Source organism: Rhizobium phaseoli (assembly GCF_003985125.1).
Lineage (GTDB): Bacteria > Pseudomonadota > Alphaproteobacteria > Rhizobiales > Rhizobiaceae > Rhizobium > Rhizobium phaseoli.
In genome coordinates this window covers 1-3313 of sequence record NZ_ML133626.1, presented here as the reverse complement: position 1 = coordinate 3313, position 3313 = coordinate 1, and the positions used below count along the sequence as shown (strand labels likewise).

The window sequence follows — 3313 nt, the reverse complement described above, 5'->3', positions numbered from 1 at the left end:
CCCAGCATGCTAAAGCCAGATCCAATCATGCCCTCAAGGCATGGCCGAACACCATATGGCGACGGCTTGCCGACAATCGTCTGCACTCGACCATCAGGCCGGCACATGGCTTGAGAGGCTCGCCAGCTTGCCGCTTGCCATGCGGAGCCCGCTAAAATTGGCCTTCATTTAAGCAGTTTCGGGTGATGTGTGGAACATGCAGCGCGAAGGGTGCCGTCAGAATTTCCGATTCCAACCAATCTTTCCGCCGGCCTTTCTGATTTCGCCGCCTCAGGCAACGGAACCATTGCGGTGTAGCTGCTGACAGAACCCGTTGCGCGCCTGATAGTTATGCGACCTATGGGGCGGCGATCAGGATGAGACGCGCGCGACAATCTGGATGAGATTCTTATGTCGCGGTCGGGATGAAGTTATCATGTTGATTGTCGCTGGCAAGAGCTTCATCGTGGTCTGATTGCCGCTCCGCGACTAACCGTGCGGTGCCTTTGATTGTCGCGAATGAGGCTGGCCTGCCGCGCCGGCGTTTGACCCCCATGGGTGGAACGTCGTCGACAGCTTTCGACGTTCATTTCGAAGATCGTTGCGTGATGAACAAGTCGGTCCACCGCGGCACCCGCCCGCAGGTGTCAGGCGAAATGAGAAACTGACCCCCTAACGAAATGAAGAACTGCCCCCTCGTGTGACAACGAGGAGAGATGGATGACAAGTGCGATTTCAGCGCATCCTGCATCGTGGGGAACGATGCAGGGCGAAGATATGCTTGAGGCAGATGAGGTGGTGGCAATGTTGCGGCTGCACGAGCTTGGTTGGGGTGCCAAGCGTCTATCGAAGGAATTTGGATGTGCTCGCAACACTGTCCGTCGATATCTTCGTGAGGGTGGAGCGGTACCCTTCAAGAAGCCGGTTCGGAGGAGTGCTTTTGATGGCCTTGATGATTGGCTTCGTGAACGCTTCTTTCGCCATGATGGCAATGCCGATGTGATCCGGCAGGAGCTGGCGAGCGAGCATGGAATTATCATCGGTTTGCGTTCGGTAGAGCTTCGAGTCCGGGAATGGCGGCGGGAACTCAAGGCGCAAAAGCGTGCGACAGTGCGGTTTGAAACGCCGCCTGGTCGTCAGTTGCAGATCGACTTCGGGCAGACGCGTGTCTGGATCGGTGACGAGCGGCTTCGGGTAAACGTCTTTGTCGCCACGCTAAGCTATTCCAGACGCATTCATATCCGTGCCTCATTGAGAGAAGGGCAGACAGATTGGTTCGAGGGGATGGAAGGCGCGTTCTTCGGTTTGGCGGCGTTCCCGTTGAGGTTTTGCTGGATAATGCGAAGGCACTTGTCGAACATCACGACGCGGTTAGCCGGGAGGTTCGCTTCAATGCGCGACTCTGGGCGTTTGCCCGTTACTGGGGCTTCGCGCCACGCGCTTGCGCTCCCTACCGGGCGCGAACAAAGGGGAAGGACGAGCGCGGGGTCGGGTACGTCAAGAAGAATGCTATCGCTGGTCGCCGGTTTGAGAACTGGGCTTCGTTCGAGGCGCACCTTGACCGATGGATACGAGAGATCGCAGACCGACGAGAACACGGCACGACTGGTGAAGCACCAATTGAACGCTTTGCTGCGGAGGCCGAAGCCCTTCGGCCGCTATCCGGCCGCGCACCGTTTGGACAACTACGCGACCTCGTGCGCAAAGTGCAGGCGGACTGCGCCATCGATCTCGACACAAACAGCTATTCCGTACCCTGGCGTTTCATCGGCGAGAGCGTCCAAGTCGTTGTATTGGCTGGCCGTGTAATTATCCGTCACGCTGGCCAGGTTGTGGCCGATCATCCTCTCTGCCAGGGACGGCGACAACGGATCGTCGACCGGGATCACTTTGTTGGCTTCGCGGGTAGCGAAGGACTGGTTCGCACCGCTCCAGTCGAGCTGGCACCAGCCGCCTTGCTGCGACCTCTTGCGGAATACGAGGCCGTTGTTGGAGGTGGCTGGTGATGACGACCGTCGATCACGATTTACTCATCGCGACACTCGATCGGCTAAAGCTGACGGCGATCCGCGATCAACTCGACACGTTGCTGGACGAGGCGGCCCGCTCGAAGATGACGTTGCGCGAAGCTCTGGCGTTCCTGGTCTCACGAGAGATTGCCCGGCGCGATGAACGGCGCATCTCGATGTCGAGCAAGTTGGCGCAGTTCCCCTTCGTACGCGAACTCGATGGCTTCGACTTCGAGGCACAGCCCTCGCTGGATCGAGGACAGATCAGGGAGCTGTCAACCTGCCGCTGGATTGCTCACGGCGACACCGTCCTATTCCTCGGACCTCCGGGCACCGGTAAGACGCACCTTGCTGTCAGTCTTGGCCGAGAAGCAATCCGCCAGAACTACAACGTTCAATTCGCCACGGCGGCCACTCTGGTTGCGATGCTCGCCAAGGCCCATAACGATGGCTCATTGGACAAGCAGTTGACAATCCTATCGCGGCCGAAACTGCTGATCATCGACGAGCTGGGATATCTGCCCTTCGAAGCTAACGCCGCCCACCTGTTCTTCCAACTGGTCTCTCGCCGCTATGAAAGGGGATCGATCCTGATTACCTCCAATCGATCGGTCGGAGAGTGGGGGAGCGTCTTTGGAGACCCTGTCGTCGCCACCGCGATATTGGACCGCCTGCTGCACCATTCGACGGTGATCACCATCCGAGGTGATAGCTACAGGCTTCGCGAAAAGCGCCGTTCCGGCCTTCTGCAGAAGGCCGGAACAGCGCTTGAGACAAACGAAACAGCAAATCAATGAAGGGGTCAGTTCTTCGTTTCGCCTACGGGGTCAAATCTTCACTTCGCTTGACAGCAGGCATAGTTTGATAGTTGCAGGATACGTGGTCGGCATCGAGTACCAAACTCACACGTTGGCTCATGATCGCTGTATGAAATGCATCCGGCGCCATGGGCGGGTTTCGTCCTGGCCTGAAGCCATAGTAGAACCCGCAAAGGATAGGCCGTCATAGACGGCACTAAGCACTTCAGCGACCGCGCCAGCATCCTTCGCACCCGAGGCTCTTCCCGCATCCGTATCTGTCTACACCTCAGATGCGACAGCCGTCGCCTCTTGGGATGCTGGCCAAACGTCACGTTTTGAAGGAAGACTGGCGACGTGCACATTCGATGTCGCCCCCGGCACTGGGGATCGTCTCATCTGGGTTGGCGCGCTGCACGTGGCCGCGTAAAAACGGATTCTCTCTCAACGGTTTGGTGCTTTTTCAAGAACGACTGGCATCTATTGCTCGATCCATCTCCACCCTATTGCAGGAAAAGGTAAATGTCG

The 3313-nt window shown here is 57.8% G+C and carries 2 protein-coding genes and 2 pseudogenes; 3 read left to right on the top strand and 1 reads right to left on the bottom strand.

Going from position 1 to position 3313, the window contains the following annotated elements; all coding sequences use genetic code 11:
* Positions 1–388: 388 nt before the first annotated feature.
* Positions 389–611: pseudogene (locus tag EFD56_RS33025) on the bottom strand (hypothetical protein); the annotation flags it as partial.
* 88 nt (positions 612–699) lie between these two features.
* Between EFD56_RS33025 and istA the strand changes: the two are divergent.
* From istA to EFD56_RS33020, 3 genes and pseudogenes are all read left to right on the top strand, one after another.
* Positions 700–1985 (top strand): annotated as a pseudogene (gene istA / locus EFD56_RS32320) (IS21 family transposase).
* The gene (istB, locus tag EFD56_RS32315) at positions 1985–2785 is read left to right on the top strand and encodes an IS21-like element ISSme2 family helper ATPase IstB (protein WP_009997167.1); all 801 of its coding nucleotides are present in this window, start codon (positions 1985–1987) and stop codon (positions 2783–2785) included. The pseudogene istA and the gene istB overlap by 1 nt, the downstream one beginning before the upstream one ends.
* A gap of 317 nt (positions 2786–3102) precedes the next feature.
* A partial coding sequence (locus EFD56_RS33020) for a hypothetical protein (protein ID WP_206513437.1) occupies positions 3103–3313 on the top strand: 211 nt, incomplete at its 3' end.